The 19,484-nt window shown below is 51.8% G+C and carries 13 protein-coding genes; 4 read left to right on the top strand and 9 right to left on the bottom strand.

The genetic code is table 11. The features are described from left to right. Positions 1–71 precede the first annotated feature (71 nt). From EP25_RS0116815 to EP25_RS0116780, 7 genes are all read right to left on the bottom strand, one after another. The gene (locus tag EP25_RS0116815) at positions 72–851 is read right to left on the bottom strand and encodes an outer membrane lipoprotein-sorting protein (RefSeq protein ID WP_031434970.1); all 780 of its coding nucleotides are present in this window, start codon (positions 849–851) and stop codon (positions 72–74) included. Between the two features lie 58 nt (positions 852–909). Continuing rightward, positions 910–3,201 (bottom strand): efflux RND transporter permease subunit, encoded by a 2,292-nt coding sequence (locus tag EP25_RS0116810; protein WP_031434969.1) that lies wholly within the window; start codon positions 3,199–3,201, stop codon positions 910–912. 239 nt (positions 3,202–3,440) lie between these two features. Continuing rightward, positions 3,441–5,399: an alpha-amylase family glycosyl hydrolase gene (locus EP25_RS0116805; RefSeq protein WP_031434968.1), complete on the bottom strand. Its 1,959-nt coding sequence runs from the start codon at positions 5,397–5,399 to the stop codon at positions 3,441–3,443. Positions 5,400–5,524: 125 nt separating this feature from the next. Then, a complete protein-coding gene (locus EP25_RS0116800; RefSeq protein WP_031434967.1) occupies positions 5,525–6,403 on the bottom strand; it encodes a carbohydrate kinase family protein in 879 nt (292 codons plus the stop codon). Further along, positions 6,403–7,257, bottom strand: a complete 855-nt coding sequence (locus EP25_RS0116795) for an HAD-IIB family hydrolase (protein WP_031434966.1) — start codon at positions 7,255–7,257, stop codon at positions 6,403–6,405. The genes EP25_RS0116800 and EP25_RS0116795 overlap by 1 nt, the downstream gene beginning before the upstream one ends. Continuing rightward, a complete protein-coding gene (locus tag EP25_RS0116790) occupies positions 7,250–9,415 on the bottom strand; it encodes an HAD family hydrolase (protein WP_031434965.1) in 2,166 nt (721 codons plus the stop codon). Before EP25_RS0116790 ends, EP25_RS0116795 begins: the two co-directional genes overlap by 8 nt. A gap of 670 nt (positions 9,416–10,085) precedes the next feature. Further along, positions 10,086–11,759 (bottom strand): tetratricopeptide repeat protein, encoded by a 1,674-nt coding sequence (locus tag EP25_RS0116780; protein ID WP_235185928.1) that lies wholly within the window; start codon positions 11,757–11,759, stop codon positions 10,086–10,088. Positions 11,760–11,930: 171 nt separating this feature from the next. Between EP25_RS0116780 and EP25_RS0116775 the strand changes: the two genes are divergently transcribed. The 4 genes from EP25_RS0116775 (at position 11,931) to EP25_RS0116760 (ending at position 16,001) form a co-directional block, all read left to right on the top strand. After that, entirely contained in the window at positions 11,931–12,368 is a 438-nt protein-coding gene (locus tag EP25_RS0116775; RefSeq protein ID WP_031434963.1) for a MarR family winged helix-turn-helix transcriptional regulator, read from the top strand. A gap of 87 nt (positions 12,369–12,455) precedes the next feature. Then, complete coding sequence (locus EP25_RS0116770) at positions 12,456–13,949, top strand: SulP family inorganic anion transporter (RefSeq protein ID WP_031434962.1); 1,494 nt, start codon at positions 12,456–12,458, stop codon at positions 13,947–13,949. After that, the gene (locus tag EP25_RS0116765) at positions 13,949–14,818 is read left to right on the top strand and encodes a universal stress protein (protein ID WP_031434961.1); all 870 of its coding nucleotides are present in this window, start codon (positions 13,949–13,951) and stop codon (positions 14,816–14,818) included. Before EP25_RS0116770 ends, EP25_RS0116765 begins: the two co-directional genes overlap by 1 nt. Positions 14,819–15,008: 190 nt before the next feature. Then, on the top strand, positions 15,009–16,001 hold the full coding sequence (locus EP25_RS0116760) for a ribonuclease T2 family protein (protein WP_031434960.1): 993 nt from the start codon (positions 15,009–15,011) through the stop codon (positions 15,999–16,001). Between the two features lie 407 nt (positions 16,002–16,408). Here EP25_RS0116760 and nadA read toward each other — a convergent pair whose 3' ends face one another. Further along, positions 16,409–17,506, bottom strand: a complete 1,098-nt coding sequence (gene nadA / locus EP25_RS0116755; protein WP_031434959.1) for a quinolinate synthase NadA — start codon at positions 17,504–17,506, stop codon at positions 16,409–16,411. A gap of 144 nt (positions 17,507–17,650) precedes the next feature. Continuing rightward, positions 17,651–19,444, bottom strand: coding sequence for an aspartate--tRNA ligase (gene aspS / locus EP25_RS0116750; RefSeq protein WP_031434958.1), 1,794 nt, complete (start codon positions 19,442–19,444; stop codon positions 17,651–17,653). Positions 19,445–19,484 lie beyond the last annotated feature (40 nt).

The following is a 19,484-nucleotide window of genomic DNA, read 5'->3' as shown; positions in this document are numbered from 1 at the left end:
GATGATTCAGGCAAGAGGACTGGATAATGGCGCCGGCAGCGTCAAGGAAATAGTACATACAGAAGTTACTGTCATCGCGCTCTTTTCAGAGTATTGCGGTCGAAATCCCTATCCGACAAACCGGTTTTAAATTGATAGTTTTCCCACAACAGTTTTGTTTTTTTACCGGTTTGATGATTGGTCATTATTGCCTCATCGGCCCGCCAGAATTGATTGAGGTATTGCTTATACTGCCTGTTTTCCAGCGTTTTCAATAATGCATTTTTTCGGTCATAAAAATCGATTCGCAAGGGAATATAACGGGACTCGTCTATCCAGGCAATTTCCCGGGTATATCCCGAATGTTCGTACTGCGGGTAAAATTCGACGACAAAACAATCGATGCCGTCATACACTTCATCGCGCAAATATTTATAACTGAATTTCTTTACCTCGAACGAGGTTAAATCTTCGAAAGCAAATTCGCTACCCAAATAGGGGCCGGATTTATTACTGGAAGATATCCTCTTCACCCGTTTCAAGGCCGGCAGATATAACCACTGCTCATCGGCTTCCAAGGCATGAGTAAAACTCAGGAAAGCGGTTCCCTTGATATCCCTGGGGTTGCTGTACACACTCAGACTCTTATCGCCGTCGCCAATGACTTCCAGCGTTTTCATCTTTAATTCACGAACACTTTCGTCGCCGCTGCGGTTGATCAGGATCATTTTCATGTCGGCAACGGTATCGCCGAAACCGGTATCGCGCCGATCCATCTCCTGGACAATTTCCAGCCCTTTTTCCTCAGGCGTCAAAGCCTGCAAGGATGGCTGCCAACAAACCAATACAACTAATAACAAATATTTTTTCATAACGTGTCCCGGAAAATCGATATAGCTCATTGCAAAAATATAGCAGATAAAAGACAGGCTATTTTCGGTCTAATGTCATCAATAATGGAGGCAATAACAAAAAATCGAGGATCAGCGCGAAGGCGATAGTGATGGCGGTCATCAGCCCCATTTCCGAATTCATCGTAAAATGCGAAAAACTCAGCACAATAAAGCCACAGACCAAGACGACCGATGTAATCCACAATGCCATTCCCACCGTGGAAAAGGCGAAACGGACGGACTCCTGCCGGTCCAAGTCCATCTCAATCCGGGCCCTGCGATATTTACTGATGAAATGAATGGTATCGTCGACAACGATACCTAATGTGATCCCCGTTACAACCGACAGTGCCAAACCTACCTTGCCATAAAAAATGCCCCACAAGCCGAAGGCAATACCCGCCGGCAATAAATTCGGAATCAAACTGATCAGGCCTAGCCTAATCGATCGGAATGCGAAAATCAGAATAAAGGAAATCATGACCAGGGCAAGAACGGTCCCCCTTAGCATGCTGGTAATATTCCGCTTCCCGATATTAGCAAACATTAGATCGGTACTCGAAACATCGAACCGGATATCCGGCATATTGCTTGATAACCAATTGTTAACCTTCCGTTCCAACGCCAGCACTTCATTGGAGCTCATGGTGTCGATGGTCACGGTTATACGGGTACCGGATTTATCCATATTGACCTGATCGTTCAAATCCAGGCCATAAGGCAAGGACATTTCATACATCAATAAAAATTGCGCCGCCAAATCCCTGGCGTCGGGTAATTTATACCACTGCGGATCATCGCCATGCATGCTCTTGTTCAAGCGTTTATAGGTATCGGTAATGGTATTGACATGGCGCACCTCGGGTTGCTGCAACAAGAAATCTCTGAATTTCTGCAAATCGTGCAAAAATGCCGGCTCATTAATTCCTCCGGAATCGCCGGCACGAATCGCATACTCGAAGGTATAAATACCTCCCATATTCTCGTTGAGAAAGTCCGTGGCATTTCTAAATGCCACGGATTGATCGAAATATTTTACAAATTCGTCATTCAATTCATTCAGCGGCAAAAACGACAAACAGACAAGCGAGAACAAGAGATTGCCTGCTAACAGCCCCTTACGCTGCCGAACCACGAAATCGGCAAACACGGACATAACAGGATGATGGCTTTCTTTTTCGACTTTGGCTCGGACGGGCAATACACTCATCAGGGCCGGCAAAAATGTCAGCGTTAAAAGCAGAGCCAGGATTGCGCCTATCGCCACGATATTGCCCAAATCCCAGAATGGCGGCGAATCGGAAAAATTCATGCTTAAAAAGCCGATCGCCGTGGTAATGCTGGTCAATGCGATCGGTTGCAGATTAACCCGCAAACTTTCCCGAATAGCTTTATGCTTTTCATGGCCGACCCTCATGTTATGCAGCATCGTCACCAGAAAATGCACGCTATCGGCCACAACCAATGTCAGGATAATAATGGGTGCAACCGCCGAAGTCGATGTCAGGAACCAACCTAGCCAACCGGCCGCTCCCAGGGCCGCCAGAGAAGAGAAAACGATCAAGATGACCACACTGATAGTGGCGATGAAAGAGCGCAGACACAGCAACAATGCCAACACAACGATGCCGTACATGATGGGAACCAATAAAGTGTTATCATTCATGGCCTGTTCGCTAAAAGCATACCCCATCATCACAACCCCGGTCAGATGCAACTTGATCTCCGGGTACATTTCTTCTATATCGGCGGCAATTTTCCGGGAAAAATCGGTTACCTCGGCAAACTCATTGTTACTTTTGCCGGGCAACTGCACCGTGACATTGACTCCTGAGACATGGCCGGTTTTGGAAACCAGCCTGTTGACCAACAAAGGCTCATTCAAGGCCACATTTCTGATTGCCCGGATCTGCTCGGCAGATAAATTTTGCGCGTCAGAAACCAAATCCGCAACCACCAGCTCGTCCCCTTCGGCGACGGTATGCTGAAAATTGGTAATGGAATCGACGCGGCTGGAATAAGGAATCTGCCAGGCTTTCTCCGTCAACAGCTGAATGGCCTGAAGGACGCGGGGAGTAAACACATCGCCATCACGAGGCTCGACGACAAACAGCACATTATCGCTTTTGTTATATTCGTTCTGTATGGCTTCGAACGCCTGTAACTGGGGATTATCCTCGCTAAAATAGACCCGGTAATCGCTTTTGAAAGTTAAACGGGCTACACCGGCAGCCAGCCCGCCGACCAACAATAACGTGAACAAAATCACCCACCAGGGATGCCGGGTAACAAAATTTCCTAACCTTGCCACAAATAATTCATCACGCACGATAAAATCCTTAATCTCAAGTTAAAGCGGCCTGTTGATTCCAATGAAATCGATCAATAGCAAGTGTAGTTCATTCAAGCGAAACAAAAAGACACGAGTTTATTGAGTTTTAACACGAAGCGAGGGTACTGATGGATAAAAAAGAGGCCGGACGATCTATTGGCCAGGGTCTATGACTATCCTGAAATAGGCCGGGAATCAGACAATACCCGGCCTTCTTACTGCTTTGCTGGGCCCGTTTAGAGCATCTCGCTCAACCAGTAAAAACCGAAGCCGGGCACTACTAAGGTATTATTGAAAATATCCGGATACTGTCCGCTGTACAAGTCTATCAACTGGCCATATTGGGGTTCGGACCAATGCGCGATATCCTCGAGCTTCAGCGATTGCGGTTTACTGTCGAAATTCGCGACCACCAATACGTTTTCGCTTTGTTTATTGAGGTTATAACGTTCAAAAATAAACAAATGAGGATTCTCCACCTCAATGAGTTCGCGGTTGTTGAAATCGGCAAAAGTAGCGATTTCCTTGCGCACGGCAATCATCCTCTTCAGCGCGCTGAAAATTTCGTATTCGACCGTGCCGCTTGCATTTCTCCGCGCCGCCTTATCCCAGTCAATAGTCGGCCGATGCACCCATCGGGTATCTCCCGCCTTATGCGGATCATTCATATAAGAATCATCATTCAAGGTGCCGATTTCATCGCCATAATAAAGCAAGGGGATGCCGCCAAAAGCCAGTATCATGCTATGCAGCAATAAAATAATCTTAATTGCGTCGGCAATGGCGTCGGCATCGCCGGACTCCAACGCATATTGCAACCCGACCAATGAAGCCAGCGAACCGGAAATACGCGCATCCCCGGTTTTTTCGTTGTGCCCGAACGGAAGACCGCGGGCATGGGAATGGTTGAATTGGCCGGTGTAATAATCGATCAAAAACTTGCGGTGGCTGGGCGGATCATAGCCGGCCAGCACGATGTCCCTGTCATCGAAGCCCAGGCCGATATCGTCATGGCATCGCACATAGTTGAGCCAGGTCGCCCGTTCCAGTTTGACCGGCAGGCTTTTGATCCCCTGGTTCAAAAGCCTCGCGTTCTTGGTCGCCACCGCATCCCATAGCAAGGCCATGAAAGTTGCGTTATAGGCAATCTCGCATTCCTTGGCGATGACGGCATCCTCGCCGAAATATTTGATGACCTCGACCGGCGCGACAATCGCTTCGGCAATAAATACGACGCCTGGGGCCGTCACCTGGCAGCAATCCTTCATCAATTGCAGAATCAAATGCGCTTCCCGTTCATTCTGACAAATACTGCCGATCTTCTTCCATAAAAAAGCCACCGCATCCAGGCGTAAAATATCCGCCCCCTGGTTGGCCCAATACAACAAGATATCCAGCATTTCAATGAACACCGCCGGATTGCTGTAATTCAAGTCCCATTGGTAATCATTGAACACCGTCATTACCCAGCGCTGCATCTCCTCATCCCAGGTGAAATTACCCGGCGAGGTTTCCGGGAAGATTTCCGGCATGCTCTGTTCGAACATATCCGGCACATTTCGCGTCTTGAACGTGTAATAATAATTTTGATAAACCGGGTCGCCGGCCCGCGCCCGCTGCGCCCATTCGTGTTCGTCCGAGGTATGGTTGACCACGACATCCAATACCAGCAGGATTTCCCGCTCCCCCATATCCATGGCCAATTTTCGTAAGTCCTGCAAAGAGCCGGCGCGTTCGTCGATTTGGCGAAAATCGCTGACCGCATAACCGCCGTCGCTACGCCCTTCCGGACAGCGCATAATCGGCATGATATGGACCAGGTTGACACCCAATTCCTGAAAATAGCCCAAGTGCTCGCGGACACCTTTGAGATCGCCGGCAAAACCCTGGCTGTAAAGCGCCATGCCGACCCATTTCTGATGCAAAAACCAATTGTGGTCCTTTTCTCTTTCGATATCGAGTTGCCGAAGTTTTTTCGGCCGTTTGATATATTGCCGGGCCATCGTTTCGACCAGACGTTGCGCCTGGTCCTCGAAATCGGCGCGATCCCCGTACAATCGCTGAAACAAGGAGTGAATGGCATAGAAATTGGCGCCAAGGCGGGTATAGAAATGGCGCAGATCTTGTTTGGAGATATCGGTTTCTAATCGATTGAGAATATCGTTGAGTAAAGAATGTGAAACCTGTTCGTACATAATCCTTTTTCCAAAGTTATCCAGTCTCTGCTCACACCAATGGTTTCACTGATAGTAACAGATGCAATATGAATAAGTGCATGCGGAAGCCCTCTACGCTTCTCGCAAGAAAACCAAATCGGCAATCAATCAACAAAATGCCGGTAAAAATCAATGTCGGTCGAAATCGCCCCGCGTTGCCCGATGACGGCACTGGCGAAACGTTGCGCCATTTGCAGGGTTTCAGGCACAGGCCAGGAACAATTCAAACCGTGAATATAGACGGCCGTAAAAGCGTCTCCGGCCCCCACCGTATCGACGACCTCGTCAACCGCCTCCGGCACCACATGATGGAACTCGTCGTCCGCGGTCACGACCATCGCGCCCTCACCGCCACGCGTGACTATTAACTGCTCCAATTGAAAACGCGACAAAAACGCCCCCATTTCCTTCTCGATGTCGGCTTCCACGAATCCCAATTGCCGCAATTCGTCTTCGTTCAGTTTCACCCAGCGCGCCTGCTCCAACCACCTGAAAACCTCCTCTTGCCGCCACCATGGCGATCGCAGATTCACATCCAGAAACATCTCCAATTCCGGCCGTTGCGCCAGCTCAAAAAAAGCCCGGCGCGAAACCTGGTTGCGCAAGCACAAACTCCCGTGATAAAAAATGCCTTTTTCGGGCGGCTCCTCGACAGCTGCGGCGTCGATAAAATCGTAGGCGCTATCCGGGGTAATGGTATAGTGCGGCTCGCCGTTTATGATATTGATTTCAACTTGTCCGGTCGGGTGTTGCGTATCAACCTGAACATTGGCGGCATCCATCCCCCATTTACCCATCGCCTGGAAAATTTTCTTGCCCAGATCATCGTCTCCGACCCGCGATATGAAGCGGGGCTGGTCGCCCAAGGCCTGCAAATGCCAGGCGACGTTAAACGGCGCCCCCCCAAGCACCTGCTCCCCGGAAGGGAAACAGTCAAATAACACCTCGCCAAAAATCCAAACTTGTCTGCGCTCGTTATTCATCAGGCCTCACCTTGTTGCAACATATCACGGAAACCCGGCGCGAAATGCCACACGCCTTCCAAAACCCCGGCCGCGTAATTACCGTTCATGCTCAAACCGCTGGCCTCGGCAACATACAATGCCTGTTCGTGACCGTTATGCAGCGCCAATTGTCGGGCCTCCTCTTTCACCTCGTCCGCGGCATTGGCGACCAACACCGATGGAATCGCACTGATCAGCACCGGCAGGTCGTTACCGCTATCGCCGGCGAACAGCACTTCATTTAAATGATAACCCAATTGCCGCTGTAAAAATTCAATGGCGTGCAACTTGGTCGCATTACGCGGCAGAACATCCAGCAAACCGATACTCTTCGGTTCATCCACACTCCAGATCAGGCTGGCCGCGATGCCTTCTTTTTGTAAACTGTCGTTCATGTGGTCCATTACTTCCAGCGTGTCCATGTGCAGCGGCAGATAGTAACTGACTTTATGAGTATTTTGTTTGCTCAATTCCTGTAGCTTCAGGCCAGGGACAGTATCGAGAAGTTGTTTGATATCTTGATAGCTTTTGCCATGCCAGTCCTTTGCGATCTCCTGCTCCCAATCCTCCCAAGTCTGCCATTGCTCATCGATGACCCGATAAATTTTCGTGCCTACGTCGGTAATGGCATAATCCGGTTCAGGCAGCACATAGTTTTTGATCGCCTGCTGTGCCAAGGTCCGGTGCCTGCCGGTAACATAAACCAACGTGACTTCGGGCCGGTTGCAAAAATCGGCGAAACGCCGCCGTGCCGCCGGATGCTCCGGCTGCCTGCCATTGGGGATGACCGTCCTGTCCATGTCGGTACATAATAACAATCGTAGATCACTCATGAGACTCTCGCTTGTCCTTTGGATCTTTACAAGTATTGAAAAAATCGTAATAGTCTAGTGCTTCCAACAGCCCGCCGGCAAACGGGCGTTCGGCAAAATAAATACGTTCAACGTCCACCAATTGCGACAACTCTTCATGGTGCCGGTTGGCGACGACCGCCGCCAAGGTATTCCCACGCATCATGTCTTCATCGGCCCCGGAACCGCCGCCGACAAAGATACGTTCCAAAGGAAACTGCCAACGATCCGCCACATAACGCAACGCCAGCCCTTTCGAAGCCCTTAGCGGCATGATGTCCAAATATTGACCGAATGCTATTTGCACATGCACCGATTGTTCTTCTTGGTGCAATAAGCGCTTGATCTCCTCGAGATCGGCAATGTCGGGGTCGATGTAATAACTCAATTTGAACCGGCTTTGTTCCTCTTTCGGTTGTCTTTCCAATCCCGGAAAACCGTCCAATAGCTGCCTGACCTTATGCGGTGTCCAATGGTAATCGATGTGTTTTGCCCAGGAAACATCGGCCGTCAGCTTTGGCGCATAATATATCTCGGTGCCGCCGCTGGTGATCAGAATATCGGGCTCGGGAATGCCATGTTTTTTCATCAACTTCAAGGCGGAATCAAGACGCCGACCGGTCGCGACAGCAAACTTCGACACCTTTTTCTGTTGCCGCAACACGGCAATGAATTCCTGTAAAGCCTGATCGTCGCCAATCAGATTTTGGTCGAGATCACTGACGATGGCGCGATCGGCATACAAACCAGGCCGACGTTCGACGGGTTCGCGAACCAATTGCTCGGAACGCTCGGCGATAGGCCGTATCAGCTCCAAATAGCGTTTGGCATGGGCATTCCACGAATAGTTTTCCCGGACACCGTTCAAGCCTTGTTCAACATAGCGATGATGCCGTTCCGGGTCGATCAATATTTTCACCAAAGCCCTGCTGATACTTTCCGCTTCCAACGGGTCGATTAAAAAACCATTATGACAATTACCGATAATATCGCGCGGTCCGCCATCCTCGGTCGCGACGACGGGCAATCCGGACGCGGCCGCCTCGATCAACGTCAAGCCAAACGGTTCGGTCAATGCCGGATTGACGAACACGCCTCCCGAGGCCGCGGCGATACGATAGATCAACGGCACCTGATCGCGCTGGTGATGTTTGGGCAAGGCCACCTTGCCGTATAGATCATGGCGGTCGATGGCGATCAACAATTCATAAAACACTTCCTGGGCGCCCTCCTCCAGGTCATCGATATCGTCGCGATTGCCCGCCACAATGACGAGATTGGCCAGTTCCTGCAATTTGGAAGACTGGCCATAAGCCTCGACCAGCATGGTAATGTTTTTACGTTTGTCGGGTCGGGACAGCGCCAAAACAATAGGTTTATCCGGATGCTTTAAATGGCGGCAAATTTCCGCGTGGAGAGGGGACTGCAATTCATCGCCGTTCGGCGGAGTGAATTTGGTCAGATCCGTGCCGGGCGGCACCACCCGCATCTGCTGTGGTTGATAAAAATCGTAAAGCTCGTATTGCTCCTCGATTTCCTGATGGGTGCTGGTGATGACCCGTTCCGCCGTGGCCAAGACCAATTCCTCGGCTTCGATCCGCCGTGCCATGTTATAGCGCGTTTCCACCTCATCGTTAGTCAAGCCGCTCGCCAGCAAGCGTAAACGTTTGACCCGTCCCAATGAATGGCCGGTGTGGATCAATGGCACGCCCAATAAATTGGCCAGATGGGCGCCGACCCAGCCGGCATCGGCATAATGGCTGTGGATGATGTCCGGGAAAATCCCTTGTTCCCTGAAATAACAATCGACATTATCGGCAAAACCGTCCAGATGATCCCATAATTGCTCTTTATGGATGTATTCATCAGGGCCGGCATCGATACGCACAATTCGCAATTTGTCCGACAATATCTCTTCACGTTGAGCATATTCCTTCGAGACATTCTCGTCGGCAACGCGACGGGTAAACAAATCCACCCGTTCCACCCCGGGTTGCAGAGACAAGGCTTGGGCCAACTCGAGTACATAGAGAGTTTGCCCGCCGGTATCGGCATCACGCCCCAATTCAAGATTCTTGCCCCGAATCAAACCATGAATGCTGAGCATGGCGATATAAAGGTTACCTGTTTGCTTACTCATCTACTTATTTCCTTCCAAATCCACGGGAAAGCCCCCATAGCAGTCTATGGTTTTACAAAGCCCGAACAGGCATGTCAACAGCACCGCCCTCGTTTCGGCGAATCATCTCTCGTAACTGTTCAGTTAGAGGTTGAGGTCAATTGCCTCGACTATCAGTCGTTTGCGTAAGAATGTACGCGACAAGGCAATTTTTTTCTCGTGCAAGACCTGTATTTCCACTATTTATGGCGGTCTGATAACCACAACCAAGCCTAAGCCGCATCTGAAACAAGCAACTGATAAGAAAGCATAAACCTTCAATGGCAACCGATAAACCTTCGCCGCTTAACCGATAACCGAATAGCACACGACATATCCGATTAACCTGCCATGTGAAATAACTTAATAGCTTGGCTAATCGGCAAAATTGTCCCGGTGCATCAAAAAGGTAAATTCGGTAATAGCGGACGAGCCGGCATCGTCGACCATCATATCGCTCCGAACTACGGCGAGCAAATTTCAATGAATTTTTCGTCCTGCCACAGCTCCGGCAAGAACATCTTAATCCTTTGATATATATAGGTTTATTTTACGGGCATTTATCCCTTGGAGATATTTGCTTAATCTGAGCAACAAAAACCATAGCTCAAAGCTTACTTGACAACTGGTTGACTCAAATGCGTTGACACCATCAAAAACGCGAACTATTCAGGGTAACATCGGCCTCATTCCACACCTTATCGAACTGCTGCTGCACGGACACGGCTTCATCATTTTTATGTTGTAACCTGAGGCTTTGCAGCAAACCAAACAACGACCAGCCGTTTTGCGGATGGTCGCGCAAATCCTGTCGATAAACCTGCTCGGCCTCACTAGTTTTACCGGCTTGCAACAATACCGCGCCGAGCACTTGGCGCGGCGGCAAATACCAATCCTTGGGTTCGGTATAGTTGAGCCCATCCTCCAGTGCGACGGCACGTTGCAAATAAGCAATGGCCCGATCGAAATCGCCTTGCTGAGCGGCCAGTTCGCCGCGCAATATGTTTGCGCCTATTTGCAGCAGTTTTTTGACCGGATTGAGATCGAACACGGTCAAATCGGAGATGGCGGGGTCGGCGATTTCTTGCTCCAGACTCGCTAGTTCGGACCGGGCCGCCGCCATGTTTCCTTTTCTAAGCAGAGCCAATCCGCGCGCATAATGCCAAATAGCGGTCGGATAAACCAAATCGCTTGCGGGAGGTGCTTCGTTGAGAATAGCGTCCCATTGGCCGAACAACGCCTTGGTGTATAAAGGAATCAAATAAAAATGTTGCAACGTGCCGCTAAACCCAGGTGCGCGCAGTAAATCGGGCTTGACCAGCGCGGCGGTTTCGGCGGCCGCTTGTTCGGCCAAAGCCTTGCGGCCTATTTTGATCGCCGCGGCCCAGAGGAAATGATGATTGTGCGGCACATAGCCGAGGGTATAAATACTTTCTTCGTGCCGATGATGCAAAAAATGTTGGTCCGCTTCCACCGCCCGCTGATTGGCCAGGATCGCATCGCGATAACGACCGACTCGAATGTAAATATGCGCCGGCATGTGCACCAAATGGCCCGAACCCGGTACCAACGACGGCAATCGCTCGGCGCTGGGAATGGCTTTTTCGGCATAGGGGGAAGCCTCCAGCGCATGGATATAAAGATGATTGGCCAGCGGATTATTAACATCCAGTTGCAACGCCCGCTCCAGTGTCTTCACGATTTCCTCCGTCCACGGCCTGGCCTCGCCCTGCTTGGTCCAGAAATTCCAGGGGTGCAAATCCATCAAGGCTTCCGCATACAATGCCGCGATCACGGCGTCGTCGGGAAAACATTCGACGACTTGCCCCATCGCTTTAGCGTAAGCTCGATCCAGCGTCGTGCGATCGGCCGGAGCCGCTTGGCTATAACGCTTCGATAAAGCCCAAATCAACGCCCTTTCCTTTTTGCCGACTTTGCCGGCCAGCGTCAGCGCCTTTTTTATCGCGGCATAAGCCTTGGGAACGGCAACCGGCTCCATCGGCGCATTGATATTCGGCCCTAAAACCAGTGCCTCGCCCCAATAACACAGCGCGCAGTTCGGATCGATCCGATAGGCTTCGCGAAACGACCGAGCCGCTTCGGCATGATTGAACCCGAAAGCGAGAATCAAGCCCTGATCGAAATAACGCTGCGCGGCCGGCATAGATGTCGAGACCGGGTAATGATGGCCGCCTAAATCCTCGTACAAAGGCACTGTCGCATCCGTGTGACGCGGTTGCGACTGGCAACCAGAAAGCATAATAAACCCCAAGCAAGCCATCATGGTCAGCAAATACGAGAAATTGCATTTTTCTTGTCGTCTCATGCCCCCTCCGCTTAGTTTGTTTCGCCTGGGCTCTCAATGATAGGGCCAGCTGCATCGAGCCATTGAACACCCTTTTTCCAAGCTTAGCAATCCTCAAAGCACAACCTTTGCTTGACTGATAATCAGTTAACTATATAATAAGCAAACCTTATCATTAGATTAAAACCCTTTGTGCACTCAAGAATCGGTTTTCTGACCTACGAAATCAGCCATGCAATCCGACAGCGGTTTAACCGCGAGATGGAAAACATGGGCCTGACACATGCCCAATGGCGGGCGCTCGTGCTTTTGTCGGAGAATGAAAATTGCCGCCAGGTCGATCTGGCCGATAAATTGGAGGTCAAGCCGATCACGCTGGCCCGGCAGGTAGATCTACTGGAGGAGGCCGGCCTGGTTTGCCGCAAAAAGGACCATGAGGACCGCCGCGCCTACCGCTTGGAGCTGACCGCGAAAGCCAACTCCATCATGCAGGAATTATGGGCCGTGGCCGATTCCGTCGAGAACCAGGTACTGGGCATCTTGTCGGCCGACGAGGAAGCGCTCTTGCTCGATCTGCTGCAACGCATCAAGGCACATATCACCGAACATCCGTTCGTTCACGGCCGCTGATCGGCCTATCTCGTACAACGGGACCATGTCTGGCCAATGACTTGACTTGGCCGGCTTAAAGATTTTTTAACTTTAAACAGGACTGACATGCTCTTACTTTCCAAAAAACAGGACTGGCTTGGAAATATCCGCGGCGACGTGCTGGCCGGCACGGTCGTCGCGCTGGCCTTGATTCCGGAAGCGATCGCCTTCTCCATCATCGCCGGGGTCGACCCGAAAGTCGGTTTATACGCCTCTTTCTGTATCGCCGTGATCACCGCCCTGATCGGCGGCCGCCCCGGCATGATTTCGGCGGCCACCGGCGCGATGGCCTTGCTCATGGTGACTCTGGTCAAAGAACACGGTCTGCAATATCTGTTGGCCGCCACGTTACTGACCGGCGTGTTTCAAATCATTGCCGGTTATTTGAAACTGGGCAGCCTGATGAGTTTCGTCTCGCGCTCGGTCGTGACCGGTTTCGTCAATGCCCTGGCCATTTTGATTTTCATGGCGCAACTGCCGGAATTGACCCATGTCACTTGGCATGTCTATGCCATGACCGCCGCCGGTTTGGGCATTATTTATTTGTTTCCTTATGTTCCGGTGATCGGCAAGGTCATTCCCTCGCCACTGGTTTGCATTCTGTTGCTGTCCGTTGTCTCGATCAGTTTGCAACTGGACATCCACACCGTCGGCGACATGGGCGAACTGCCCGATGCATTGCCAATCTTCCTGTGGCCTGACGTGCCCTTGACGCTGGAAACACTGCAAATCATTCTGCCCTATTCGCTGCCTTTGGCCGTCGTCGGCCTGTTGGAGTCGTTGATGACCGCGACCATCGTCGATGAATTGACCGACACCAGCAGCGACAAGAACCGCGAGTGCAAGGGCCAGGGTATCGCCAATATCGGTGCCGGCTTGCTGGGCGGCATGGCCGGTTGCGCAATGATCGGCCAGTCGGTGATCAACGTCAAATCGGGCGGCCGCGGCCGTTTATCCACGCTGGTCGCCGGTATCTTCTTGTTGATCATGGTGGTGTTTTTGGACGAATGGATTCGGCAAATTCCGATGGCCGCGCTGGTCGCCGTGATGATCATGGTTTCGATCGGTACCTTCAGCTGGGATTCGATCCGTAACCTGAAGCGCCATCCGTTATCGACCAATGTGGTCATGGTCGCAACCGTGGCGGTGGTGGTTTGGACCCACAACCTGGCCTTGGGCGTCTTCGTCGGCGTACTGCTCGCCTCCTTGTTCTTCGCCAACAAAATCAGTCATTTCATGTATGTGGATTCCGGTCTGAACGAAGACAGCGACACCCGCACTTACACCGTTCACGGCCAGGTATTCTTCAATTCGGCCGATCGTTTCGTCGCCTACTTCGATTTCAAAGAGGCGGTCGACAAGATCGTCATCGACCTGAGTCATGCTCATTTCTGGGATATTTCCGCCGTATCGGCGCTGGACAAGGTCGTGATAAAGTTTCGCCGCGAGGGCGCCGATGTCGAATTGATCGGCCTGAACGAGGCCAGCGCGACGATTATCGACCGTTTCGGCATACACGACAAACCCGAAGAAATTGAAAAAGTGATGGGAGGTCACTAATGGAAAATCAACAACCCAAAGTACTCGCCTGCATCGACGGTGCCAGCCTGACCGAGGCGGTCTGCGATTACGCCGCCTGGATCGCGCAACGTGTCGACGCGCCGTTGAAACTGCTACATACGATCGACCATCACCAGGAAACCGCCGTCAGCGCCGATTTGACCGGCAACATCGGCCTCGGCAGCCAGGAGCATTTGCTGGAAACGATCATCGAACTGGAACAACAACAAAGCAAATTGAAATTGCATAAAGGCAAGCTGATGCTCAAGGCCGCCAAGGAAAGGGTCAAACAGGCCGGTATCGTCGAGCCGATCTGCAACCAACGCCACGGCGGCTTAATCGAATCGCTGATCGAACTGGAAGACAGCATCCGCGTGTTGGTGCTGGGTCTGCGCGGTCAAGTGCACGACAACCGTTCCGATCAAATCGGCGCCAAGCTGGAAGCCATCATCCGTTCCCTGCACCGACCGATACTGGTGGTCAACGACCATTTTAAAACGCCGCACCGCATGATGATCGCCTACGACGGCAGCAAGGCAGCGGACAAAGCGGTGGACATGGTCGCGGCCAGCGCATTATATCGAGGAATGAGCTGCCACCTGGTCTGCGTCAATAAAAACGAGGAAACGGCCGCCAAACTGCTCGAACAGGCCAGCACTAGGCTCAAGACCAACGGCGATATTGAAGTCACGACGGTCAAGTTGCAAGGAAAAGTGGAGCAGGAACTTTGCGCCTACCAGCAACAGCACGATATCGACCTGACCGTCATGGGCGCCTTCAGCCACACGCGTTTACGCGATATGCTGCTGGGCAGTTTCACTCATAAGATGCTGTTAAAAACACAAAAACCGTTGCTGTTGCTGCGCTAACAGCAAGCAAGCAGGCCGCGAATCCCTGAATGTCATGGATTCGCGGCACGAATTCGCCGCCCTTTGCCGCTCCGAGCCCCAATCAAAAATAAAGAATTTTCTGGTTCTTGTACTGCTAATTTAAATAACCATTTCGCCAGCACACGACTATAATTTGCCCCACAGTCCGCTCGCTAACCGAGGTGCATTGATGAAATTTTTTCTCAAATCCAGCCTGATTTTGCCGATCCTGCTGTCGGCGCCCCAAGTCGCCGCCCAAATACCGTTGTCGGGTTATTTTATCGCCCGCGCGGAATGCCCGGCCTACCAGTCGTTCCGGCGCGAAACCAACCCGGGCAACATTACCACCGAAATCGACCGCGCCTATGATTTGATCGGTAAGAACAAGGAAGAAGCCAGTCATTATTTGATCAAAATGAAAGCGACGCCGCAGCGGCGTTGGGTCGCCATCGGCTGCGGCGAACATGTCGTTCCGGCCGCGACCGGACAACCGCCTTCACCGGAACCGACACCGTCCCCTGCCACCGAAACTGCAAACTATGTTTTGGCGGCCAGTTGGCAGGCCGGTTTCTGCGAAACGAAACCGGGAAAAAAAGAATGCAGTAGCCAACATGAAGACCGTTTCGATGCCACCCATTTCAGTCTGCACGGCCTATGGCCGCAACCGCGCGGTAATGTTTACTGCAATGTAGCGCCCGCGTTGGTCGCCAAAGACGAACGCAGCCATTGGGAAGACCTACCTAACCTCGAGCTGACCGAAACGACACGCGATCGGTTGACCCGCGTCATGCCGGGTAGTCAGTCCTATCTGCACCGCCACGAGTGGATCAAGCATGGTACCTGTTACGGCACAGCGGCGGATGAGTATTTTCAAGACTCGATCAGGCTCATGGACGAACTTAACGCTTCCTCCGTCCGCCAGTTATTCGCCGACAATATCGGCAGGGAAATCAGTGCCGCACAAATCCGTACTGCGTTCGACCATTCCTTCGGCAACGGTGCGGGGGACAGGATCAACATCAGCTGTAAAAAAGACGGCAACCGTAAATTGATTACAGAAATCCTAATCAATCTTAAAGGAACGCCCGACGATCTGACGCTAAGCGATGCGATTGTAAAAGCGCCACGGGAAAGCGATATTGGTTGCGGCAAAGGCATCGTAGACAGGGTCGGTTTACAATAAAAGATGGAGGTGATTAAAATGCATCCGACTCAATTGTTTCATTCCGCCGGAGATTACTCATCGTTTTTACACGACTTAGGGTGGGTCTAAATTTGCGCACTAGTCTAGTACGGAATCGTAAATACCTCAGAATATCCATGGGGCTGTTACTACCTCGCAAGCTTTAAAAGTACCGTCATACCCGTAGGGATACGGGTATCCAGTGCCACGGATGGTAAGATTATTGATATCCATACACTCTGGATTCCGGGTAAGTTATGAATACTCGCACTAGGGTTGGGCTGAATGAAATAAAGCCCGACAAACGACAATACGGAAATGTTGGGCTTTGCTATCGCGAAGCCCAACCTACGACTATTCGTTCCAAGCTTAAAACTATAGGAACGCAATGATTGCTTCTTAACCGATCAACTCGCCACCAGCATATTATCCAGCGCCTTTTTCGCCAGGGCGGCATCCTCGGCCGGCACGGCCACCTGGTTGACGACTTGGCCTTCGACCAAGTTTTCCAGCACCCAGGCGAGATGCTGGGGATCGGTCCGGAACATGGTCGAACACATGCACAGGGTCGGCGCCATGAAATGCACGTTCTTGCCCTGGTCCTTGCATTCTTCATGCAAGCGGTTGACCAGATTCAGTTCGGTGGCGACCAGCCAGCGCGTGTTCGGTTCGGCTTCGCGGACGATTTTCAGAATGTTCTCGGTCGAACCGATATAGTCCGACTTCTCGCACACTTCGAAACAGGCTTCCGGATGGGAGATGACAATCGTTTCCGGATGTTTCTGCTTGAACGCGTCGATATGTTCCGGTTTGAAGGCCTGATGCACGGAACAATAGCCGTTCCACAATATGATCTTGGCGTCGCGGATTTGTTGCTCGCTCAATCCGCCCATCGGCTTGGTGAAATCCCACGTGACCATCTGCTCTAGCGGGATGCCCATGCGATAGCCGGTATTGCGTCCCAAATGCTGATCCGGGAAAAACAACACCTTCTCCTTGCGCTCGAAGCTCCAATTCAGGATCTTTTCGGCATTCGACGAGGTACAGACGATACCGTCATGTTTACCGCAGAAAGCCTTAAGATCGGCCGCCGAATTGATGTAGGTAATCGGCGTCACTTCGTTTTCGACATCGATCACCTGCGCCAATTCTTCCCAGCACTTTTGCACCTTGATATGGTTGGCCATGTCTGCCATCGAACAACCGGCCGCCATGTCCGGCAGAATCGCGATCTGCTCCGGACGCGACAGGATATCGGCCACTTCGGCCATGAAATGCACGCCGCAGAAGACAATGTACTCGGCATCCGACTGCGCCGCCTCGCGCGACAGCTTCAACGAATCGCCGGTGATGTCGGCATGCTTGAAAACCTCGTCGCGTTGATAGTGGTGTCCCAGCACGATGCACCGGCCGTTCAATTTTTCCTTGGCGGCAACAATGCGCGCCTCGCATTCGGCATCATCGAGTAAGGCATAATTTTGGATCGGTAACGGAGTTGAATTCATTGCGGACCTGCCAATAAATAAAAAGTAAGACCGACATTGCGGCCATTTCATTCCCTGAAACGTAACAATAAGGATGAAGAGGCCACGGAGCAATGAAGCCCTGCCGTGGCCTGGTTTGGATTAATTTTGGTATGAACGGGGTAATCAGTCGTCTTGACTGTGTTCCTGGACAGCTTTCTTACGCAAGCGGATACCCAACTCCCTGAGTTGCGCATCGTTGACCACCGCCGGCGCATCGATCAACGGACAAGCCGCCGTTTGCGTTTTCGGGAAGGCAATCACGTCGCGGATCGAGGCGGAACCGGTCATCAACATCACTAGACGGTCCAAACCGAAGGCGATGCCGCCATGCGGAGGACAGCCGTATTTGAGCGCATCCAGCAGGAAGCCGAATTTTTGCCGGGCTTCCTCTTCGCCAATGCCGAGAATCCGGAACACGGCATTCTGCATGCTAGTGCGGTTGATACGAATAGAGCCGCCGCCTAATTCCAGCCCGTTCAACACCAAGTCGTAGGCGCGCGACAAGGCCGCACCCGGATTAGCTTCCAACTCTTCGATCGTACAACTTGGTGCGGTGAACGGATGGTGGATCGCATTCCAACGTTGCGCCTTGTCATCCCAGTCAAACATTGGGAAATCGACCACCCACAGCGGTTTCCATTCTCCTTCCAGCAGTTTCAGATCGATACCCAGTTTGACCCGCAAGGCACCCATCGACTCATTGACGATGTTCGTCTTGTCGGCGCCGAAAAAGATCAGATCGCCGGTCTGCGCACCGGTTTTCGCCAGTACTTTTTCCCAGACATCGGCCGGGGCGAATTTGACGATCGGCGATTGCAAACCGTCGACACCGCCGTCGCGGTCGTTAACCTTGATATAGGCCAGACCTTTGGCGCCATAGATCGAGACATATTTGGTCAGATCGTCGATTTCCTTGCGGCTCATTTCGCCGCCGTTGGGCACCCGCATCGCCACGACGCGGCCGTTCGGATCCTTGGCCGGGCCGGCGAACACCTTGAAATCGACCTCCATCATCTCATCGGCTATATCGACCAGTTCCAATGGGATTCTGAGATCGGGACGATCGGAACCGTACCGGTTCATGGCTTCCTGATAGGTCATCACCGGGAATTTGGCATCAAGTTCGACATCGATGATGTCCTTGAACAAACGGCGGATCATCTCTTCCATCAATTCCATGATCTGATCTTCGTTCATGAAGGAAGTCTCGATATCCAACTGAGTAAATTCCGGCTGCCGGTCCGCGCGCAGGTCTTCGTCGCGGAAACAGCGCACGACCTGATAATAACGGTCCATGCCGGAAATCATCAGCAACTGTTTATACAATTGCGGCGATTGCGGCAACGCAAAAAAGGAGTTTTCGTGGGTACGGCTCGGCACCAGATAATCGCGTGCCCCTTCCGGCGTCGCCTTGGTCAGATACGGCGTTTCGATTTCGAAGAACTCGTTTTCATCGAGAAAATGACGCAAATGACGCGTGACATCGCGGCGCATGCGCATCTTTTTCTGCATGCTGGTGCGGCGCAGGTCGATATAGCGGTAACGCAAGCGCGTTTCCTCGTTGACTTCGATCTCGCTTTCCAATGGGAACGGCGGAGTTTCCGACTCGTTCAGCACTTCGACCTGGCTGACCAATACCTCGATCTCGCCGGTACCCATGTTTTTGTTGATCGTGCCTTCGGGACGTTCCCTGACCGTTCCCTCGACTCTAAGAACATATTCGCTGCGTACACTTTCGGCTATGCGGAAGGTATCGGGGGAATCGGGATCGAACACCACCTGCACCAGGCCGGTACGGTCGCGCAAATCGATGAAAATGACACCGCCATGATCCCTGCGCCGATGTACCCAGCCGCATAATGAAACCCCTTCGCCTAAATGTTTTGTATTCAATTCTCCGCACTTGTGGGTACGCATACTCTTGTTCTCTGTTTACTCAAAAAAAGTTGTCGATCTT

This window comes from Methylomarinum vadi (assembly GCF_000733935.1).
Taxonomy (GTDB): Bacteria; Pseudomonadota; Gammaproteobacteria; order Methylococcales; family Methylomonadaceae; genus Methylomarinum; species Methylomarinum vadi.
The sequence above is the reverse complement of the archived record's forward strand: the minus strand, read 5'-3'. Positions and strand labels throughout refer to the sequence as shown.

Coding starts and splice junctions, on each gene's coding strand:
- EP25_RS0116815 (WP_031434970.1), bottom strand. CDS start 851: ATGAAAAAATATTTGTTATTAGTTGTATTGGTTTGTTGGCAGCCATCC.
- EP25_RS0116805 (WP_031434968.1), bottom strand. CDS start 5,399: ATGTACGAACAGGTTTCACATTCTTTACTCAACGATATTCTCAATCGA.
- EP25_RS0116800 (WP_031434967.1), bottom strand. CDS start 6,403: ATGAATAACGAGCGCAGACAAGTTTGGATTTTTGGCGAGGTGTTATTT.
- EP25_RS0116795 (WP_031434966.1), bottom strand. CDS start 7,257: ATGAGTGATCTACGATTGTTATTATGTACCGACATGGACAGGACGGTC.
- EP25_RS0116790 (WP_031434965.1), bottom strand. CDS start 9,415: ATGAGTAAGCAAACAGGTAACCTTTATATCGCCATGCTCAGCATTCAT.
- EP25_RS0116780 (WP_235185928.1), bottom strand. CDS start 11,759: ATGAGACGACAAGAAAAATGCAATTTCTCGTATTTGCTGACCATGATG.
- EP25_RS0116770 (WP_031434962.1), top strand. CDS start 12,456: ATGCTCTTACTTTCCAAAAAACAGGACTGGCTTGGAAATATCCGCGGC.
- EP25_RS0116765 (WP_031434961.1), top strand. CDS start 13,949: ATGGAAAATCAACAACCCAAAGTACTCGCCTGCATCGACGGTGCCAGC.
- EP25_RS0116760 (WP_031434960.1), top strand. CDS start 15,009: ATGAAATTTTTTCTCAAATCCAGCCTGATTTTGCCGATCCTGCTGTCG.
- nadA (WP_031434959.1), bottom strand. CDS start 17,506: ATGAATTCAACTCCGTTACCGATCCAAAATTATGCCTTACTCGATGAT.
- aspS (WP_031434958.1), bottom strand. CDS start 19,444: ATGCGTACCCACAAGTGCGGAGAATTGAATACAAAACATTTAGGCGAA.